General features: G+C 64.7%; 12 protein-coding genes and 1 pseudogene. 5 read left to right on the plus strand and 8 right to left on the minus strand.

The window, feature by feature from the left end; translation table 11 throughout:
• Positions 1–13: 13 nt before the first annotated feature.
• The 4 genes and pseudogenes from MJD61_10380 to MJD61_10395 all read left to right on the plus strand — a co-directional run bounded on the left by MJD61_10380 (position 14) and on the right by MJD61_10395 (position 5775).
• A pseudogene (locus MJD61_10380) lies at positions 14–820 on the plus strand (menaquinone biosynthesis protein).
• 255 nt (positions 821–1075) lie between these two features.
• Positions 1076–2083, plus strand: a complete 1008-nt coding sequence (gene mqnC / locus MJD61_10385; GenBank protein ID MCG8555676.1) for a dehypoxanthine futalosine cyclase — start codon at positions 1076–1078, stop codon at positions 2081–2083.
• 92 nt (positions 2084–2175) lie between these two features.
• A complete protein-coding gene (locus tag MJD61_10390) occupies positions 2176–3936 on the plus strand; it encodes a BamA/TamA family outer membrane protein (protein MCG8555677.1) in 1761 nt (586 codons plus the stop codon).
• Positions 3937–4005: 69 nt separating this feature from the next.
• Positions 4006–5775, plus strand: coding sequence for a Na+:solute symporter (locus MJD61_10395; GenBank protein ID MCG8555678.1), 1770 nt, complete (start codon positions 4006–4008; stop codon positions 5773–5775).
• Between the two features lie 167 nt (positions 5776–5942).
• On the opposite strand, the gene MJD61_10400 is transcribed toward MJD61_10395, so the two are convergent.
• Together MJD61_10400 and MJD61_10405 are read right to left on the minus strand one after the other, a co-directional pair.
• Positions 5943–7049, minus strand: coding sequence for a M14 family metallopeptidase (locus tag MJD61_10400; GenBank protein ID MCG8555679.1), 1107 nt, complete (start codon positions 7047–7049; stop codon positions 5943–5945).
• 183 nt (positions 7050–7232) lie between these two features.
• Complete coding sequence (locus tag MJD61_10405) at positions 7233–8717, minus strand: ATP-binding protein (GenBank protein ID MCG8555680.1); 1485 nt, start codon at positions 8715–8717, stop codon at positions 7233–7235.
• Between the two features lie 227 nt (positions 8718–8944).
• Here MJD61_10405 and MJD61_10410 point away from each other — a divergent pair, with 227 nt between their 5' ends.
• On the plus strand, positions 8945–11038 hold the full coding sequence (locus MJD61_10410) for an ATP-binding protein (protein ID MCG8555681.1): 2094 nt from the start codon (positions 8945–8947) through the stop codon (positions 11036–11038).
• Between the two features lie 99 nt (positions 11039–11137).
• Here MJD61_10410 and purH read toward each other — a convergent pair whose 3' ends face one another.
• The 6 genes from purH to thrS all read right to left on the minus strand — a co-directional run.
• Positions 11138–12697: a bifunctional phosphoribosylaminoimidazolecarboxamide formyltransferase/IMP cyclohydrolase gene (purH, locus tag MJD61_10415; protein ID MCG8555682.1), complete on the minus strand. Its 1560-nt coding sequence runs from the start codon at positions 12695–12697 to the stop codon at positions 11138–11140.
• A 41-nt stretch (positions 12698–12738) separates the two neighbouring features.
• On the minus strand, positions 12739–13665 hold the full coding sequence (locus tag MJD61_10420) for a matrixin family metalloprotease (GenBank protein ID MCG8555683.1): 927 nt from the start codon (positions 13663–13665) through the stop codon (positions 12739–12741).
• 239 nt (positions 13666–13904) lie between these two features.
• Positions 13905–15044: a tRNA guanosine(34) transglycosylase Tgt gene (gene tgt, locus MJD61_10425; GenBank protein MCG8555684.1), complete on the minus strand. Its 1140-nt coding sequence runs from the start codon at positions 15042–15044 to the stop codon at positions 13905–13907.
• Positions 15045–15049: 5 nt separating this feature from the next.
• Positions 15050–16102: a tRNA preQ1(34) S-adenosylmethionine ribosyltransferase-isomerase QueA gene (gene queA / locus MJD61_10430; GenBank protein MCG8555685.1), complete on the minus strand. Its 1053-nt coding sequence runs from the start codon at positions 16100–16102 to the stop codon at positions 15050–15052.
• 135 nt (positions 16103–16237) lie between these two features.
• Positions 16238–18178 carry a hypothetical protein gene (locus MJD61_10435; GenBank protein ID MCG8555686.1) on the minus strand — a complete coding sequence of 647 codons (1941 nt, stop codon included), beginning with the start codon at positions 18176–18178 and terminating at the stop codon, positions 16238–16240.
• Positions 18179–18277: 99 nt separating this feature from the next.
• On the minus strand, positions 18278–19307 hold a 1030-nt coding region (thrS, locus tag MJD61_10440), incomplete at its 5' end, for a threonine--tRNA ligase (protein ID MCG8555687.1).

The raw sequence follows: 19307 nt of genomic DNA on the forward strand, positions 1-19307 counted from the left end.
CGAGCGAAGGCACATGAACCACAAGCCAGAGAAGTCGAGCACGCCACCCTTGCAAACCCGCGAGCCGGCGCCACGCAAGAAGCTGGTGGCGAATCGTTACGGTAGCGCGCCCAAAGCGGCCGCGCCTGAACAGCTCCGGCTCGTGGGCGTGAGCTACCTCAACGCTCAGCCGGTCCTACACGGGCTGCTGCAGGGGCTCGGCGCAGGTCGCATATGCTTGCGACTCGCCACACCGTCGGAGCTGAGTCGCAAGCTCCTCGAAGATGAAGCGGACGCGGCTCTGGCCCCCACGGCCACGTTGGCCAACCACGGAGCGCTCGAGCTCGTTCCAGGCATCGGGATCGGCTGCGACGGTGCCGTGGGCTCGGTGCTCGTGCTCGGGGAGCGCCCCCTCGAGGAGCTCGACACGCTGCTGCTCGATTCCTCCAGCCGCACCAGCGTAACCCTGGCTCGCCTCGTGGCCCGGCGGCTCAGGCGCGGCGGTGAGCCCAGGTGCTGGATTCATGCCCCCCAGGACATCCCGGAGCGTATCGGTGGCCGCACCGGCGGGCTGCTGATCGGAGATGCGGCGCTGGCTCAGCGGCAGCGCTTTCCCTACCAACTCGACCTGGGCGAAGCCTGGACAAAGTGGACCGGTTTGCCCTTCGTCTTTGCAGCTTGGGCGGCGCGCCCCGGCCTCCTGCAGCGTGGCGATGTGCTGCTTCTCGAAGCCTCCCTCGCTGCGGGCCTGAATGCAAGAGGCTCGATTGCAGAAGCCTGGGCTCGGGAACACGGTGGCGACGCGGGTGGTTACCTGCGCTACTTGACCGAAGGCGTGCGTTACGAGCTCGACGATTCCGCACTCGCCGGAGCCCGCGAGTTCCTCGAACGCGCGGCCGAGGCAGGCTTGCTTCCCCCGTGTGAGCTCACGTTCGTTGGCAAACGGAAGCAAGCCACCGGAGGACAGCGTCGCGGAAACGGTCTGTCGCAACCGAACCATCGAGAGGCACGGACGCGCGCAGGCGACACCCGTGCATCGCTCGATGGTCTGCTCGAACGGGGCGCTCGCGGGGGGCGCCTGTCCTTCGAAGACGCAATGGCCCTGGGACGCGACGCCACTACCCACGAGCTGGGGTGGGCCGCGGATCGGCGGCGCCGACAGCTGCATCCGGACAACGTGGTCACCTACATCGTCGACCGCAACATCAACTACACCAACGTGTGTACGACCTCCTGCCGCTTCTGCGCGTTCTATCGCCCCGTCAACCACCGCGAGGGCTATGTCTTGTCGCGTGACGAGCTTGCCAGCAAGATTCGCGAAACCGTGGATGCCGGCGGAGTTCAGATTCTGTTGCAGGGAGGGCTCAACCCCGAGCTGCATCTCGAATGGTACGAGGACCTGTTTCGCTGGATGAAGCGGAAGTTTCCGATCGCCTTGCACGCACTGAGCCCCGAGGAGATTCTGCATCTGGCGCGCCTCGAGGATCTGCCCGTTGAGGAGGTGCTCAAGCGCCTGCGCGCGGCTGGCATGGATTCCCTGCCCGGCGGTGGCGCCGAAGTGCTTACGGACCGCGTCCGCCGCAAGATCGCGGCGGCGAAGTGCACCAGCCTCGAGTGGCTCGAAGTCATGCGCAGCGCGCACCACCTCGGCATGCGAAGCACGGCTACCATGATGTTCGGCACTGCGGACACACTGGCGGACCGCGTACTGCATCTTCTGAAGATCCGCCAACTGCAGGACGAAACCGAGGGATTCACCGCGTTCATCTGCTGGGACTACCAGCACGAGCAAGGCACGCGCGCCGTCGCGGGCGAAACGGGCACGGTGCTCTACTTGCGGACGCAGGCTCTCGCCCGCCTCGTACTGGACAACGTCAGCAATATCCAATCCTCCTGGGTCACGCAGGGTCCTGGCATAGGCCAGCTAGCGCTGCGCTTCGGCGCCAACGATATGGGAAGCGTCATGTTCGAAGAGAACGTGGTTTCCTCCGCAGGAACCACGTTCGCCATGGACGCGCAGCAAATCGAGCGTCACGCCCGCGCTGCCGGGTTCAAGGTGGCCAGACGCAATATGCGCTACGAACGCTTGGCCGAGCCCTGCTAAGGGCCCGCCAGAGCCAGCGCGCCCGCAGGCATGCGGTTGGAATCGACACTGCCCGCAGGAATAGCAGCGCTAGTTCGAGGACGTAAGCGGCTATGGCTGGACAGGAACTAGCGCGCGGCGCGATCTTGTTGCTGGCAGCAGCCCTACTGCTCACCGCGCAAGCCCGAGCCCTGGATCCAACCTATGAGGACCGGCGTTTAGCCAGGTTGCTCCACGACGAGGGCTTCGAGCGCCATCCCCGCCCGGAAGGCAAGCTGATCGCGTTCGTTCGCGTCTTCACCCGCGACGTGCTGACCACAGACGAGCCTTGGCCCACGTTCCTCAACGCGTTGCACTGGATAACCCGCGAGTCCATGGTCCGGCGGGAGTTGTTGTTTGCAGTGGGAGGCCGCTTCCGGGACGCTCGCAGCGAGGAAACCATGCGCAACCTGCGTGGACTCGGGATCTTCTCGTTTGTACGGATCGTCGCGGTGCGAACCGCCAGCGACACCCAGGTCGGCGTTGTGGTCCTGACCAGGGACCTTTGGAGCCTGCGGCTGGAGCAGGAATTCTCGGGAGCGGGAACGCGTTTCAACCAACTGTTTCTTCAAGCAATCGAGCGCAATCTCCTCGGTCGAAACAAACGGTTTGCAGCAAACTTCCGCTTGATGCCCATCAGCTACCGGATCGGCCAGCGCTACTTCGACTACCGCGTCTGGGGCGGGACGTTGCTGCTGTCTCAGCGCGCGGGATTGCGCTTCCACCGGCACAGCCACGCCTTCGAAGGCGGCAGCGTCGAGTTGAGCCTGCTCAAGCCTTACTACAATCTTGCCCAGCGCTTTTCCTGTCGTCTCGACGTCAGCGCCTACCGCCTGATCCAACGCAACATCGACAGCCACGGTGTGAGGACCTGGGACGACCCGGCAACTGCAGCGATGGAGGCGATTCCAGTGGCCTACGACGACGAAGGGCTCGAAATCGGAGCCGCCGCCGGGTTGCGTCGCGGCGATCGGTTCAAGCAGTCCGTTTCCTTGGGCGTGGGTCTGTCCGATCGCAACGTCGGTTTCCTCCCCGAGCCCAAGCTCGACCAACGGCAGGCGCGCGCCTTTGCCGGCCGGTTCTTTCCCAGGGTTCGAAGACAGGTCTTCCCTTCCCTGGGCTATAGCCTGTGGCTGACCCGTTTCGCCACGCTGCGAAACCTCGGCACGTTTGGCCGCAGCGAGAACGTGCGCACCGGTCCCAGTGTCCAGGCCCGTCTCAGCCTTCCGCTGCGTCACTTTGGCTCATCCACGAGCTCCATGGTCGTGCGCGGATTCCTCGGCTGGATAGGCGCCTCCGACGAAGCCTTGTTGGAGCTCGCACTGGCAGGATCCGCGCGTCTCGAAGACGGTCGAGCCATAAATCAGCTGTTGGACCTGTCCGTGCGCGGCGCCACGCCTCCCTGGTTTTTCGGACGGCTGGTAGCACGGGCGCGAGTGGAAGCACGCCGGCACGATACCAACAACACTTGGGTTACGCTGGGTGCAGAAAACGGCCTCAGAGGCTATGGTCTGCGGGCTTTTTACGGGGTCGGCAAGAGCCGCATGCGCTTCAACCTGGAGTATCGAACCGACCCCTTGGTTCTGCTGACCGTGCACGCGGGCTTCGCGCTTTTCTACGACGCGGGCAGCCTGTACTCGACGCTGCGCAACGCCCGCATGCGCCATGCGGCAGGTCTTGGGCTGCGCCTGCTCTTTCCCCAGCTCAACGCCTACGTGTTCCGTTTCGATCTCGGCCTGCCGCTCGATCGGCCCGGCATCGGCCTGCTGGTCAGCTTCGGGAGCAGTCAGATGATCACGCTTACAGCCGCCGAAGACGCGTCTGCCGCACCCTAGGTCCTAGGTTTATGGCTGTGCCCTTCATGCAGGCGGGTGTTACTCTCCCGCCCCGCTTGGAGCGTCGCCGTGATACTGAGTACCTTGGACTGGGCGATCGTCGTCGCCTTCTTCGTGTTTTCGCTGGTGGTCGGCGTGGCAACGTCACGCCGTGCAGGCAAGAATGCCGGCGAGTTCTTTCTGTCGGGTCGCCAGATGCCCTGGTGGCTTCTGGGCGTGTCCATGGTGGCCACGACGTTCTCGTCGGACACCCCCAACCTGGTAACCGACATCGTGCGCAAGCACGGGGTATCGGGCAACTGGCTGTGGTGGGCCTTCCTGCTGACGGGCATGCTCACGGTGTTCGTGTACGCCAAGCTGTGGCGCCGCTCGGGCGTGCTCACGGATCTGGAGTTCTACGAGCTGCGCTACAGCGGAAGGTCCGCCGCGTTCTTGCGAGGCTTTCGCGCGATCTACCTCGGCGTCTTCTTCAACGTGATGATCATGGCCACGGTCTCCCTGGCCGCGATCAAGATAGGAAGCGTGACACTCGGCCTCAAGCCCCTGGAAACGCTGGTCATCGCCTCGGTAGTCACGGTGATCTACAGCTCGCTTGGCGGCCTGCGCAGCGTGCTCTTGACCGATTTCGCGCTCTTTGTCGTGGCCATGGTCGGCTCGCTGGCGGCCGCATGGGTCGTGGTGCGGCTGCCTGAAGTAGGCGGTCTCGAAGCACTGCTCGAAAACGACATGGTGCGGCGGCGATTGGACTTCGTTCCGGACCTGTCGGATCCGGAAACGTTCGTGCCCCTGTTTCTGATGCCTTTGGCAGTGCAATGGTGGAGTACGTGGTACCCGGGCGCAGAGCCCGGTGGTGGCGGCTACATCGCCCAGCGGATGCTGGCTGCCCGCAACGAAGAGCACGCCGCGTCGGCGACCCTCTTCTTCAACATAGCCCACTATGCGCTGCGCCCCTGGCCTTGGATCATCGTGGCACTTGCGTCGCTCGTGGTGTTCCCCGACCTCGCGGCACTGTCCGCCGCGTTTCCCGAGCTGGATGCAAACCTCGTGGATCACGATCTAGCGTACCCGGCAATGCTGCGGCGGCTTCCTCACGGTCTGCTCGGCATCGTGATGGCCTCGTTGATCGCCGCCTACATGTCCACCATCTCGACTCATTTGAACTGGGGCTCCTCCTACATCGTCAACGACTTCTACCTGCGTTTTCTGCGCCCCGAAGCGAGCGAGCGAGCGCTCGTGCTGCTCGGCCGCGTCAGCACAGCGCTGCTCATGCTCGTCACGGCTTGCCTGGCCCTTTACCTGCATAGCGCCCTTCAGGCCTTCCAAATCCTGCTTCAGATCGGCGCGGGAACCGGGCTCCTGTTCATCATGCGTTGGTTTTGGTGGCGCGTGAATGCGGCGAGTGAGATCACCGCGATGGTGGTGTCCTTCGCGATAGCCGTCTACTTCCAGCTCGGCGACTCCGCGCTGCCGCCGCACGTGCAGCTGCTGGTCGGTGTTTCGATCACGACCGTCTCGTGGCTGCTTGCTGCCTTTATCGCCCCCCCCACCGAGCGCACCAGGCTCGCTGCCTTCTGTCGCAAGGTGCGTCCCGGCGGTCCCGGCTGGCGCACGGTCGAGCGCGAGCTGCCACCCGAGGATCGGCGCCCAGACGCCGCCTGGGACGTACCGGGAGGCCTGCTGAACATGGCCATCGGCTGTGCCCTGGTCTACGGAACGCTCTTCGCAACCGGATATTTCATCAAGGGCAACCTCGGATCGGCGCTCGTGCTGCTTGCCATCGCAGTACTCGCCAGTTTCTGGCTCATTCGCCGCAAAAGCCGTACGGCTTCAATGGCCTAGTTTGTGCCCTTTCCAAAACTCACTCCCGTCGCCCGGCTTACAGCGCGGCTCCGTATCCACAGCGCGGCTCCGTATCCACAGCGCGGCTCCGTATCTAGAGATACGCGTGCTGCTGTTGCCGGGCACCCTCACCGAGCAGCAGCCGTATCATAGGGTTGAAGAGCGGGCTAGCGCACGAACGTGCGTTGATTCAGCATCGTCTCTATCGTGCCTACCGCAGCATCGAGCGTCTGAGTGCGCCAAGCGGAGCTTGAGGGGTAGAACAGCTCCGAGAAGCGCTGCTTTACGGCGCGTTCCGCTTCGGGATCGATCGCGCCGTGCAGGCGCGCCTGGTTCTCCAACACCATGGTGCGAAGATCGTAAAGCTGCTGCGCCAGGCCCAGCCCGTGCGTGCCGAGCTCCAAGACCATTCCGTTGAAGATGCGGTCTGGATGCTTGCGTTTGACCGTCGTGCGACAGTAGGCGACGAGCTCACCCCGCGCGCTATAGCTCTTGTCCCTACCGTACCGATCCCGGATGCCGCCGGCAGTCATCCGGCGCAGCGAGGGACTGTCGGCCCCCGCGAACAGAGCGTATACGCGGCCGCGTTCGCCGTAGCCCGTGTGAAGGTCGATCAGTAGAATCTCCACGTACCTGTCCTTGATGGCCTCGTAGAGGTTGCTGAAGCAGCGAGCTTCGCCCGTCAAAGCGGAACCACCATAGAACAGCCCTTTCGGGTGGGTGTATTGGCCCTGGAGCGCCGCGGCACGAACCGCGCCCGGCCCTCGGCGCGCAGCAGCTGCCAGCATCCGAGCCGCAAAACGCACGTCGGCAAGCGGACCCGGGCCGCAGGCCCCGCCGGGCTGAAGCGCAGCTGCGATTTGGTCGTAGGCGGGCGAGAGGGTGCCGTACAGACGCACACCGTCGGGTTCGAAGTTGCGATTCAGATCGACGTTATCCTCGTTGACTCGGCAGCGATGGTGAAAGCCCCATGGGTTGAGCGCATGCACCAAGATCACGCCGGCGGTTCGCAGATCGAGCCGGCCAAGGACTCCCAGCATGAGCGAGCGCTGAATGGCCGATCCCATGTAGCCCTCGACTCCGTGCGTACCGCTGATGCAGACAAAGGCGCGCTGGCACGAGTCGGGGACGAACTCTGCTGTGTCGATCGACAGATCGAGCTCCGACTGGACTTGGGTGCGCTGGCGGATGGGTTCGCGACCAAGCTTGCGAGCCAGCGACGCAAGGTCCTGTTCGAAGCCTGCCCGCGCCTGATGGTATGTGTGTGCGAACATGTGGCCTGAGCTTGGACGAGACTTGCCCAAAGACGCAACAGATCGTTATCGATCGCCCGGCCGACGGCAAGCGCGGCGCCAAGCTGCTCGCGACTCGCCCGCAAGGCTTGAACACCCGGCTACGGCGTGTCCGATTGTCCCGTAGGCCCGTAGCAACCGCAGCGAGCTCGGCAGCAGCACCTCCTATGGACTTGCCCCAGACAGGTCGTCAGACGACGACGAGGACGAGGGGGCGCCGCCGGGTTCGAGAGGAAGCCGAAGGACGAACGTTGTGCCTCGGCCAGGTTCCGTTTCGAATCTCAGCGACCCGGCATGTTTGTTCACGACCACGGCACGACAGATGGCGAGACCTTGGCCTGTGCCGCGCCCTACCTCCTTGGTTGTGAAGAAGGGATCGAAGACTCGGTCTTGCACGTCACATGGAATGCCTGTGCCGGTGTCGCGGACGCGTATTTCCGCGCTGCCATCGATCGCACGCGCGCTGATGTGAATCTCGCCCTTGGCGTTGGACCCGTCGCCGACTACGTCCGCAACGGCATGGGCGGCGTTGACAACCAAGTTCAACAGCACTTGGTTGATCTCGCTCAACAGGCATGGGACCGGCGGCAGCGCCGGATCCAGATCCAGAACCATCTCGGCGACGTACTTCCACTCGTTGCGACTGACCGTGACGACGCTTGAAATGGCATCTGCGAGGTTGACTTGCGTCTTCTTCTCCGTGCCTACGTGAGAGAAGCTCTTCATGGCCAGCACGATTCCTGCAATGTGACCGATTCCCTCCGCCGACTGCTTCGCGGCTCTTGGCATCTCGGCACGCAGGTAATCGAGGTCGATCTCTTGCTGCAGCGCCTTCAGGTCCTCGCACATGTCGCTGTGTGCACCAGTCTGCGCCACCTCGGCGCGTAGCGCTTCAAAGGCGGCAAGCATGCGCTCGATGTCGGCGAAGGCATCGCTCAGGAAGGAGATGTTATCGCCCACGTACTGCGCGGGAGTATTGATCTCGTGTGCCACTCCGGCGGCGAGCTGTCCGATGCTCTCGAGCTTTTGTGCCAAGCGCAGGTCTGCCTCCATGCGCTCGCGGTTTTCGGTCTCCTTGTGCAGTCTTGTGTTGGCGGCCTGCAGCTCGGCTGTGCGCTCCCTAACCAGCTCGTCCAGTGACTGGAAGCGCTCCTGAAGCTCGTGGCGAAGAGACCGTTTCCGAGTAAGCGCATGTGCGAGCTGGACCACCTCGACACTGTCGAAGGGCTTCTTCAGGAGCACGAGTTGATCGGTGCTACCCACGCGATCCACGATCTTGGACCACGACGTGTCGGAGTAGGCGGTACAGATGACCACTTCGAGGTGGGGGTCGACCGTCCACAAGTGCGTGATGGTTTCCAGACCGTCCCAGCCAGGGGGCATTCTCATGTCGACGAACGCGAGCGAATACGGTTTGCGCTCTCGGGCCGCTCGCTCGACGAGGGTCAGCCCCTCGTTGCCCTGGTAGGCCGAAACCACGTCGAAGCCGGCCGGGCTGCTGGCACGCGTCGGGTGACCAAAGAGATCTCGCTCCAGCTGCGCCAGCTCCGCGTCGTGCCCGGGCAGGTCGAGGACCTTGCGATAATCGTCATGAACGGAGCGGTTGTCGTCGATTAGCAGGATCCGCGCTGGGGCTGCAGTGGCATTCATGGGCTGAGCGCGGGCGCCTGGATCGGAGCGAGATACCGTGGGTGGCCCCGCCGTGGCCGGTACATGTAGGGCATTTCGGCAAATGCGGTGGCTGCTCCCGCACTGTCAACATCGGCGCGGTGCGCCATCGTTGAACTACGTTGAACTGGGTCCCTGCAGCCAAAGCGGGCGCTCCGGCCTTTAGGGGATCAGGAACGGACCGTACGCACGGCTAGGGCAGGTGGAGCGTGTCGTCTGATCCCAACAGCGGCCGGCGTTCCGGCAAGGGCATCCGCGGGCTTCTTCCTGCTGTGGATGCAGCCTTGAGGCAGAGCGTCAGGCAGACGCTGCTCGTTGCATCTCTCCTATTCGCATCAGGCATCGCTGTCATCTACGTCCATCTCGCCAGAAGCCAGCAGGCGCTCGTCAGGCAGACGGCCCTTCAGCATGCGGACGTGTACTCGACAGCCATCAGGGAGTTCAGAACGTTGTACGCCAGCGAAGTCGTCGAGGCGGCCCGAGGACATGGCGTCCGCGTCACCCACGACTACCGCGCGCACAAGGGAGCCATACCTCTTCCCGCGACCTTGAGCATGCTGCTCGCCGGGAAGTTGGGACAGGGCGACTCGGGAAGTCAGGCGGCGCTGTACAGCCCCTACCCCTTCCCATGGCGGCAAGACCGCGGCGGCCTCCGAGACCGCTTCGCCCGCGATGCCTGGCGTTCTCTTTCTCAGCGCCCTGATGAACCGTTCTACCGGATGGAAAACAAGGACGGCCGTTACGTGCTTCGATACGCTACCGCCGATCGCATGAGGGAAGCGTGCGTCGGCTGCCACAATGCGCATCCCGACACTCCGAAGCGAGATTGGCAGGAAGGCGACCTCCGGGGTGTGCTCGAGATTCGCTATCCGGTCGGGTACGCGCGAACCCTGGCCCAGGGCAGCACACGGAGCACGCTTTGGATACTGGGAACGGTATCCGGCTTGGCGCTTCTGGTGTTCGGGCTGATTCTCTCACGGTCTCGCCGCTGGACGCGCGAGCTTGAAGGCACCGTCGAGGCGCGAACCCTTGATTTCAAGAGGAGCCAGCAGCTCAGCCAGGCGGTGATTCACAACATGGGTGATGCCGTGGTCACGATCGACGGTCGCCGGCGCATTGTCGGCTTCAACAAGAGCGCGTCCTCGATGTGGGGCTACACCCGCGAGGAGGTGGTGGGCCTCGAGGCATGCGCCCTCTTCGCGTGTCAGGATGGATCATCCCCGGCGCTACCGCGGCTCGACCGCGAGGCAGGCGCAACCAATGAAGTCGCGGCGCGAGCCGAAGCGGTGGCTGTGCGCAAGTGCGGCACGAGTTTCCCCGTCGAAGTCGCCGTAAGCAGTGCATCCGAGCTGCAGGACGTCAGTGTATTGCTTGTGCGCGATCTAACGCAGAGCAGGCGCGCCGAGCAGAAGCTGCGGGCGCTGAACGACGAATACGTCAGGGCATCGCGCCAGGCTGGCATGGCGGACATCGCCACCGGTGTGCTGCACAACGTTGGCAACGTGCTGAACGGCATCAACGTGTCCGCCGGGATCCTGATGGACCGGCTCCGAGCATCACGAATCAAGCAGGTGCGAAAGACCGTCGAGCTGCTCGAGTCGCGCACGGACGATCTTTCCAAGCCCCTACACCACGATGAGCACGGAAGGAAGGTTTTGTCCTATCTCTTGAAGCTCGGACACAAGCTCGAGGAAGAGCAACAGCAGCTAGTCGCCGAAAGCCGGCACCTGCAGCAGCGTGTCAAACACGTCGGTGCCATCATCGCCAAACAACAGGAGCATGCGACCGGCGGCGTGTTGTTAGAAGACTGTACCATCGGACGACTGGTGGACGAAGCGACCATCCTGCTAGGTTCCACGTACGATCATCATCGGATACAGTTCCTTCGCACCGGAAATGGGGATACAGAGGTTACCGTCGACCGTCATCGGGTTCTTCAGATTCTGGTAAACCTGCTGTCGAATGCGAAGGACGCGCTCGAGCCCGTGAAGAGCGGGAGGCAGGTTCGAATCGACACTGGACTCCATGGGAAAGATCGGTTTCTGATCCGGGTAATCGACAACGGCGCCGGTATATCGACCGGGGACAAACAGCAGGTGTTCAGCCAGGGCTTCACTACCAAGGAAAATGGGCACGGGTTTGGGCTGCACAACGCGTCCAATGCCGCCAAAGCCATGGGGGGAGCCCTCAGTTGCCAAAGTATGGGAGTAGGCAGGGGAGCCTCCTTCACCCTGGAGCTACCGATCCGCCCAGCCCACCGGAAACAACCTCGAACGAACGGAAACGCCCAGGCAGACCTTTGATCGAGCCCCCAAGAAAGCGCAGCTTCGGACCGCGGCCCAGCTATCCGGCAGCCGAGATCATTGACCCAGCGCACCTTTCCCTGGACGGGCTCTTAGGACTTAGTGCCGGAAGTGACGCACTCCGGTTAGAAGCATCGCCATGCCCGCTTGGTTGGCGGCCGCTATGACGTCGGAGTCCTTCTTGGAGCCGCCGGGTTGGACCACGGCCGTTACGCCCGCCGCGGCCGCGGCCTGCACGCCGTCGGGAAAGGGAAAGAACGCGTCGGAAGCCAGGACGCTGCCGGCAGCCCGCTCGGCGGCCTTCTTGGTCGCGATCTGGACGCTGTCCACACGCGACATTTGGCCAGCGCCCACACCGACGGTGCACAGGCCCTTCGCCAACACAATAGCGTTGGATTTGACGTGCTTGCAGACGCGCCACGCGAAGTCCAGCGCTGCGCGCTCGCTCGCGTTCGGCTCGCGCTCCGTTGCTACGCGGGCCGATTGAAGGTCGCTCGCCGCGCTGGCGTCGCGATCCTGCAGCAGCAGGCCGCCTCCCACACGCTTGACCTGCAAGGCCTGGTGCTCGGCCGGGAGCCGCTGCCCGGTGGCCAGCAGGCGCAGGCTCTTCTTGCGGCGCAGGACACCGAGTGCTGCCTCGTCGTAGGCCGGCGCGATCACGCATTCGAGGAACGTCTCGGCCAACACGCGTGCGGTAGTCTCGTCCACGCCTCGGTTGAGCGCAACGATGCCCCCGAATGCGCTCAGCGGATCCGCTTCCCGCGCGGTCCGGTAAGCCTCGTCCAGCGTCTCGGCAAGTGCCACTCCGCACGGGTTCGTGTGCTTGACCAGGACTGCCGCCGGGCGCTCGAACTCGAGCACCGCATCCAAGGCAGCCTCGCAGTCCACCAGGTTGTTGAACGACAGCTCCTTGCCACCAGCCCCCAGACTCTGACTGCTGGCCAGGCAGCCTGGGGCAGCGTTGCGTTCTACGTAGAAGGCTGCGCGCTGGTGGGGATTCTCTCCGTAGCGCAACTCGGAGGCCTTGTGCAAGCTGAGTCGCAGCGTAGCCGGGAAGCGTCCCGGTGTGTCCTCCCCGGTCCGGGCCGCAAGGTAGTCGGCGATCGCGCTGTCGTAGGCGGCCGTGTGGGCAAAGGCCTTGGCCGCGAGCCTTGCGCGCAGCGAAGCGTCGGGGCTTGCACCGCCGCTGGCGAGCTCGGCGATCTGCGAGTAGTCAGCCGGATCGACGACGACCGTAACGCGTGCGGAGTTCTTGGCGGCCGAGCGGATCATGGCGGGACCACCAATATCGATATTGTCGACGATCTCGTCTGGGGGAGCCCCTCGAGCCACCGTGGCCTCAAACGGGTAGAGGTTCACCGCTACCAGGTCGATGGGCTTGCCGCCGATGCCCGAGAGCGCATGCTCGTCCTCCCGCTCGGAACGCATCAGGATGCCGCCATGCACGCGCGGGTGCAGGGTCTTGACGCGCCCGTCCATGATCTCCGGGCTATCGGTGTACGCAGAGACCTCGGTCACTGGAACGCCTGCCTGGCGCAGCGCCCGCCCGGTACCGCCGGTCGACAGGATTTCCGTGCCTGTGGCCGCTAACCGTCCCGCGAATTCAACCACGCCGCTCTTGTCTGTGACCGAGATGAGTGCTCGCTTGACTACCACCATCTGCTGCTCCTTTGGTGTCGCGTCAGAATAGCCCTTCCATGTCAACTCCGATCCTGCAAAGCCATTTTGACCCGGCGCCTCTGGCGTCGCGTGCGCGCTATGAAGACCGCCGCGAGGCCCAGCGCCAGCGCGGTCCATGGAAGGCGAAGAGGAATTCGGCTCCCGGGAAGACTGCAACCGCAGCCGCCGGCCAGCGGCACGCCGCACTCGGCAGCCCAGCCGTTGACGGGCATGAAGTCGCACTCGGCCGGCAGCGTGCCGGGCTTGTAGATCGTGCACAGGCCCAATCGATCGTCGTCCGCCAGGGTGCGCTTGGTGATCTCCCCGCCGGTGGCCTGGAACGCCATGGTCGCACGGCTGAACTGGGAATGGCCCAGGCCGAGGAAGTGGCCGGCCTCGTGGGTGACGACGTTCTGAAGGTCGACCGTACCCGATGGGCAGCCCGTATCCGGACATACCGCGAGTCTGTCTTGGCGCGCATCGTTGAGCTCCATGTCGGCGTCGACGATTTCACCGTTGGTCGTGTTGTGCCATACGAAGGTCAGGCCAAAGGCGTTGGAACCGTTGCCGCGCCTCGACCAGTCGTCCACGAAAAGGATGGCGTTGGCGTTGAGGCCGTCGACGTTGTGTTCCGGCTCCCTGCACGCCACGGGTTGGGGTGGTGAGGGAAACTCCACGATCTCGATGCCCGTCTTGTGCCCCCCGTCGCAGGTGACGTCTTGCCAGCTTTGAAACGACGCTTCGATGACCGTGCGAGCTTGCGAAAAGGTCAATCCACCCTTGGGCTCGGACACGGAGTACGACATGCAGCGCCGTTGCCAAGCTAGCGGAATGCCTGTGGAGGTGCCATCACAGCCCGGCGCCGCCACCTGGGAGCCGACCATGAGGCGGCAGAAGGCGCTGGCAAGAGCGGGGACGCCAAGCTGAGTCAGCTGCAGCACGAGCAGGACCGCCGGCGTGCGGAACATGGGCTCTTGCCTAGCACGAGGCGCCCGCTTGGCGCCAACCCCGCTCGGCGCAACCGGTCACGGGGTCCTTCGACGACGGCTTCCCAGGCGTTCTTCTGGGCGGTTTACGTCCTCGTCGCCGCCCTGCGCTGCCTCTGATCCGAACCGCAGCCCAGGCAATGCTCGGGCGATTCCTGCGGGCGCACTCGGCCACAAGAGCGCCTGAAAAGCCGATTTTCTGGGGCCTGAACGGCTACCGCTCAGCCGCCGGCGACTTCGTCAAGGGCGGCCATGCGGCGCGTGGTTTCGAACGCGAAGTCTGCGTAGCGCCGGGCGCGGATGGCTTCACGCGCTTCGCTCATGAGCTCCGCGTAAAAACTCAGGTTGTGCTGCGTCAGCAATCGGGGACCCAGGATCTCGTGGCAGCGTACGAGGTGGTGCAGGTAGGCGCGCGTATAGCCGGTGCAGGTCGGACACCGGCAGCGGCGGTCCAGGGGACGGGCGTCTTGGCGGTGCCGCGACTGTCGAAGGTTGACGCGTCCCTGCCAGGTGAGTGCCTGACCGTTGCGTGCGTTACGCGTCGGCAAGACGCAATCGAAGAGATCGAGCCCCAACGAGATCGCATGAACAAGATCCTGGGGCTTGCCCACGCCCATCAGGTAGCGCGGTCGCTCCGATGGCAACGCCAAAGCCACCTCCTGCAGGGTCTTGCGCATGGCGTCGATTCCTTCGCCCACCGAGAAGCCGCCTAGCGCGAGGCCGTCAAAGGGCATGGCGGACAAGGTCTCGATGTGACGCAGGCGCAGGTCGACCAGCGTGCCTCCCTGCACGATTCCGAAGCGCGCCTGCTGCTGGGGCTTGGGAGCGTCGAGGCAACGCTCCGCCCATCGGGTGCTACGCTCGACAGCACGCACGACGCGGGCGCGATCCGCTCCGCCAGGGGGGCAATCGTCCAGCACCATCGCTACATCGGAGCCGAGCTGAGCCTGAATGCTCATCGCCCTCTCTGGGGTCAGCTCGTGGCGGGTCCCGTCGTGATGGGAGCGGAAGCGCACGCCGTCGTGATCGATGTCGCGCAGCTTGGCAAGCGAGAATACCTGGTATCCCCCGCTGTCGGTCAACACCGCGTGGGGCCAGCTCATGAATTGGTGAACGCCGCCAAGATCCTCGATCACGTCGGCCCCTGGCCTGAGCATCAGGTGGTAGGTGTTTGCCAGCACCATGCGGGCGCCGGTGGCTGCCACTTCGTTCGGCGTCTGTGACTTGACGCTGGCCTGCGTTCCAACCGGCAGGAAAGCCGGTGTTTCGAGCCCACCGCGAGGTGTGGTGAATCGGCCACGGCGCGCTCGCGAGTCCCATCCCTCTACGACGAACTCGAAACCTGTGGTGGGCAGCTTCAAGGCGTTCACACACTCCTGTGCAGCAGCATGGCGTCGCCGTAGCTGAAGAAGCGATACCGTGCTTCGATCGCCTCCGCATAGGCACTCCGCACCAGATCTACACCGCCAAAGGCCATCACCAGCGCCAAGAGCGTGGAGCGCGGCAGGTGGAAGTTGGTGAGCAGGCTATCGACCACACGAAAACGGTAGGGCGGGTAGATGAACAGAGCGGTGCTTCCCGTTCCCGGGCTCACGGCCGATTTGCCGGCCGCCGCCGCCTCCAGCGTGCGCACCACGGTCGTGCCTACCGCGAGCACCGGCATGCCTTCGCGCTTGGCGGCCTGAACCGACTCGGCCGTGTGCTCGCTGAGCTCGTAGCGCTCCTCATGCATCGTGTGCTCTTCGAGCTCGGCTTCGTGCACCGGCGTGAAGGTACCCGGTCCGACGTGCAAGGTGATGCGAGCGATGCGGTGGCCGTGCTCCAGCAGAGCCGCCAGAAGCCTCTCGGTGAGATGCAGGCCGGCCGTGGGCGCCGCCACCGCGCCGGGTTGGTTCGCGTACACGGTCTGGTAGCGGGCGGCGTCTTGGGCATTGGCCGAGCGCCTGATGTAGGGCGGCAGCGGCAACAGACCGGCGCGTTCGATCAGCACGCGTACTGGTCCGGCGTCCTGCCTGGCAGTGAAGAGGACCCGCAAGCGCCCGCGCCGGACGTCCCGAACTCGGGCCCGAAGCAACCCGTTCAGCAGTTCGATCTCCGTGCCTGGCCTGAAACCTCTCGATGAGCTGCCCAGGGCCGTCCAGCGCTCCTCGCCAGGGATCGCGTCTTCGCGATCGAGCAGCAGCAACTCGACGCGTCCTCCCGTGGACTTGTGACCGATGAGCCGGGCGGGAATCACCTTGGTATCGTTGAGCACCCACAACGAGGGTGGTACCAGTTTCGCCAGCTCCCGCACGCTGCGGTGTTCGAACCTGGCACGCGCCGCATCCACGCACAGCAATCGCGCCGCGTCGCGCTCTGCTAGCGGAACCTGTGCAATCAGCTCGGGAGGTAGGTCGTAGTGCAGCTCATTCGTGTGCATGGGACCCGCCCGAGGATTCTTGCGATGACGAAAGCCGCGAGCGCGCCGCCCTGCACGGACGCAGCCGATCGAGCTATTCTCCCGCGGGCCCCAAGCCGCAAGCAGCAGGTTGGCCAGCTGGCTGCCCTTCGGAGGTCATTCGGGCATGACCGGCCCGGAGGCGGGCGTGTGCTCGCGTCGTCGCCGGGGGCGCTTGGACTTGGCACCCCCTCTCCTGGACGCTGCGCTGCGGCGCGCGGATACGAAGACGAACGCGGCTCGTACGCTGGGCACGGACTGCAGGCCGGCGGTATCGGAGCGGACCGGTTGCACTCCGCTCGCCAACCCCGCCACGCGCACCCAGCTGCGTGGTGCGATGGCCTTCGCGGACCAGTAGCTCACCCAAAGTGGGCAGCCTCCCTTGACCGGGCAGGTGCCGACGTGGATCTGCAGGCTGGTGCCCTCGCGGCTGTCCACGTTGTACACCAGCCCCTCGAAGGCCACTTTCTCGCCACGATGCCCTTCGGGATCCTTGGACAACATCGCGTAGCCGAGCTTGGCGTCCGCTGCATAACGAGCTGCACTGGCCCTGAGGTCTCGCACCCGGTGGACCTTCAGGGTCTTGTGCCGCGGCGCCGCCTCGGACGAGCGTGCAACGACAACCAGGGTGTAGTCTCCGCGCTGGGGCAGGGGATAGTTCAGGCTGAAGCGTCCGTCACGAACCTGCGCCGGCTTGTCATGGACGCGGACCTGCGTCGCAGACCCCACGGACCCGACTACCATGACGTGACTGGCATCGGTCCATACTTCGGAATCCGGGCGCTCGATCTCCAGCGAAACACGAGGAATCGTCCTCGAGACCTTGCCGCGGACGCTGCTGCCGTCAGGCAACAAGAGCTCGTACGGGATGTTTACCTGGACCTCTTGATCGCCGGTTTCGGTCGCTTCGACCGGGTGGCGATAGGCAACCTGGCCCCGCGAGTCGAGCTGCAGCGGTTTGCCGGCCACGCTGACCTTGGTCCCCATTCGAGCTTGCACCATCACTTCCAGCGCGGGCTGCTCGCTCGCAAGGGGGGCAAGCTGCACGAGCACACGATGAGGCACCGTTAGGGTGTGGCTGTGCGTGCGGGTCTCGCCTGCCGCAGTAGTCACGTCGAGCTTTAGCGCATTGTCCCCAACTCGGAGGGTATCCAGGCCGGCCTCGAACGAGGCCCGCCCGCCCTTGAGCTCCCGTTCTTGACCGTCGAGGCGAACCCTCGTGCCTGGTGCGGCGTTGGTGACCGTAACATGCAGCTGCTCTTGCCCATTGTGTTGGGAGAGGCTCACCTGCAGCTGGGTAGGGGAACGCCCCACGAACCACCACGCAGCAAGCCCGCCTGCTACCGCCAGCACCAGCAGCAGCGCGGCACGTCCTCCTGATTTGCCCCGCCTCGTCTTCACCTCGTAGGCGTCGTCGGCGCCCTGCATGGCAGACGGCGCCGCGGGTCGAGCCACGGCAGGGCGACTGCCTCCGCCTGGCTCCGATGGCTGTGCTTGGTCCGATGGCTGCGCTCGCTCCGATGGTTGTGCCGTGCGCTCCGGCTGAGCCTGGACCCGGGCCCGCGCGCTGGGAGGAGACACTGGGCTGTGCAGCTCGAGCTCGGTGGAAGCATAGGCGAGCGGGTCCTCGGCCTGCGGCGGCACGGGATCGACCGGCTTCCCGGTCGCCCCGCCAGCCTGCGGCATGGCCGCGGGCAGCCCCAGCATGGTCTTCTGGGTGCGTGGACCAGCAGGAGCCGGCGCCGCCCCTGCCGGCGGGGGCGGCATGGGCCGGGCGGCCTGGCCCGGCGCGGGAACGCCTGCGATCGTGCCCGGCCCCGTCTGCGCAGCCTCTCGCTGCGCGGACGCCGCATCTGCGGTTGGTCCCTGCTGATCCAGCCCCTTCGCTCCGACAGCGGAATAGGCAGGCATTCCCAGCATGGTCTTCTTGGCCATCGCGGCGCCGCCGCGAACCTCGACGGGTGCCACCACCGACTGCCCGCACACGTGGCAGAAGCGGGGGTCCGCAACCAGCTCGGCGCCGCACTTCGGGCATTTCTTTGGAGGGTTGGCGCTCACGGGCTTTCAGTTGGAGCCAAGGGGGCCCCTAATGTAGCAAACCTTGCGGCGTGCTGTCCCCAGGCTCCGCTTGCCAGCGTTCGAAGGGGGCTAGGAGGGCTAGGAGACCGTCTCTAGCGCGGGAGCGGGTTCGGTTGCCAGGCCAGGCGCGCAGGGGGCCCCTCGGGGCCGGGCGAGCGAAGCGATGAAAGCGTCCAGGCCCATGGCCCCGAGCTCACCCCCGTCGCGGGAGCGAACGTTCACGGTTTTCGCCGAGACTTCCTTTTCGCCCACCACCAGCACGTACGGAATCTTCTGCAGGCTCGCCTCGCGGATCTTGTAGCCCACACGCTCGTCCTTGGCGTTGACGTCCGAGCGCACGCCATGCTCGCTCAAGGCGGCATTCACCTCCCGCGCATACGCGTTGAACTTCTCGCTGATCGGCAGGATGCGTACCTGACACGGCGCCAGCCAGAAAGGAAAAGCGCCGGCGTAGTGCTCGACGAGAATTCCCAGAAAGCGCTCGACGCTGCCGTAGCAGGCCCGGTGGATCATGACCGGAGTATGCCGCTGCCCATCCGCCCCCGCATAGGAGAGCCCGAAGCGCTCGGGCATGGAAAAATCGAGTTGAATCGTGCCGCACTGCCACGAGCGTTTGAGCGCATCGCGGATGTGAAAATCGATCTTGGGCCCGTAGAAGGCGCCCTCGCCTTCGTTCAGCTCGTAGTCGATCTTTTCGGACTCCAGGGCCTGCTTTAGCGCTCGCTCCGCCTGTTGCCACATTGCGTCGCTTCCGATGCTCTTTTCAGGCCGCGTCGAGAATTCGATCCGCACGTCGTGCAGATCGAACGCCAGGTACAGCTCCTGGAAGAAATCGATCAGCATACGAATCTCGCCACCGATCTGGTCTGGAGTGCAGAAATGGTGCGCGTCGTCTTGTGTGAAGGCCTGCACCCGAAACAGGCCATGGCGCACACCCGAGAGCTCGCGTCGATGCACCAGTCCCATTTCCGCGATTCTCAACGGAAACTCGTTGTAAGACCGCAAACGAGTCTTGTAGATGAGCAAGTGACCTGGGCAGTTCATGGGTTTGACCGCCATCGGCCGGTCCTCGCATACATTGTCGTGAATCTTCGCGGGGTCATCCTCG

The organism is Pseudomonadota bacterium (assembly GCA_022361155.1).
Taxonomy (GTDB): Bacteria; Myxococcota_A; Polyangia; order Polyangiales; family JAKSBK01; genus JAKSBK01.